The following is a 1366-nucleotide window of genomic DNA, read 5'->3' as shown; positions in this document are numbered from 1 at the left end:
ACTTCAAAGCGCTTTTCTATCTCTTCGTTATATACTACAAATGATGTTAGTGATTTTACTTTTCCATCTTCATAACTTGGTACTGTCGCAGCTTGTCGTATTTTTTTGTTTTTAAGTAGATTGTTGTCTATATCTTCAAGTTCTATTCTGTGCCCATGTAGTTTTACTTGGAAGTCTATGCGTCCTTCACAAAACAGCATACCATCTTTGAAATATCCTAAGTCTCCAGTAAGATAGCTTCTCTCTTCTTTTCCGTCTACTTCACCTAATCCAAATTTTTCATTTGTTATAGCATCGTTTTTGAAATAACCTTTTGCGACAGTATTACCTGTAATTACTATCTCACCTTTTCCTTCTTCATCAGGATTCTCTAGGTGTACTTTAGTACCCCATTTCACTTCTCCTACTGGTAGGTTCTCATAGTATTTCTCATTTAATTCTTTTGTTATCTCAACCCATGTGACCATTACAGTAGATTCTGTTGGTCCATATGTATTTATTACTTGCGCATTTTCAAAGTTTTCATGGATTTTAGCTACAGTAGTACTAAAAAGTTTTTCTCCACAAAATACAAATTGTTTTACTTTTGGCATTAAGTTTTGATTGAAGTTTTTATCTATAAAGCACATTTCTATAAATGATGGTGTTGAAATCCATATTGTAGCATTTGATTTATTCAATTCCTCAAACATTAATTTGAAGTTTTCTTGATGTTTTTTATCTATTTGTACTAAAGATGCTCCTAGATAAATACTTGGCCACAATGACATTACAGATAGATCAAACGAGAAAGGTGGATGCCCTAAAAATACTAATTCTTCTTTTTCATCATAATATCCTGTATACCAATGTAAGAAGTTATTCAAGTTATTATATGTAATACACACGCCTTTTGGCTTTCCTGTACTTCCTGATGTAAATATAATATAGAACAAATCTTCATCTTTTACGTAGTGTTCTTTTGAAATAGTATTTTGAGTACTTGAGATTATTTCTTTAGATGACTTAACATCTAGCATTTCTCTAGTCAGTTCTATTTTTTCTGTGACAAGTACTAGTTTTGATTCTACTGTTTCTACTATTTCTTCAACTCTGTCTTTTGGTGTATTTATATCTACTGGACAGAATGCTCGTCCTGACTTCACACACGCTAAAAAATACACTAACATAAACGGATGTTTATGTCCATACACTACTATAGGATTTTTATCTTCTCCTAGTTTTTCTTCTAGATAAAACGCAAGTTTATCCGAATATTCTATTAAATTTTTGTATGTTAAATTTTCATCCTGATATATATTATTAATATATACTTCTTTAGAACTGTTTTGATACTGTTCTAATTTTTCAAAAAAAGTTAATTTCA

General features: G+C 30.5%; 1 protein-coding gene. It reads right to left on the bottom strand.

What is annotated here, in order from left to right:
- Window positions 1-1366: D-alanine--poly(phosphoribitol) ligase subunit DltA (gene dltA / locus JX287_RS00815; protein ID WP_204641344.1), on the bottom strand; the 1366-nt coding region annotated here is incomplete at both ends.

The sequence above is a fragment of the Gemella haemolysans genome, assembly GCF_901873445.1.
Taxonomy (GTDB): Bacteria; Bacillota; Bacilli; order Staphylococcales; family Gemellaceae; genus Gemella; species Gemella haemolysans_C.
This window is presented reverse-complemented; position numbering and strand designations above follow the sequence as displayed.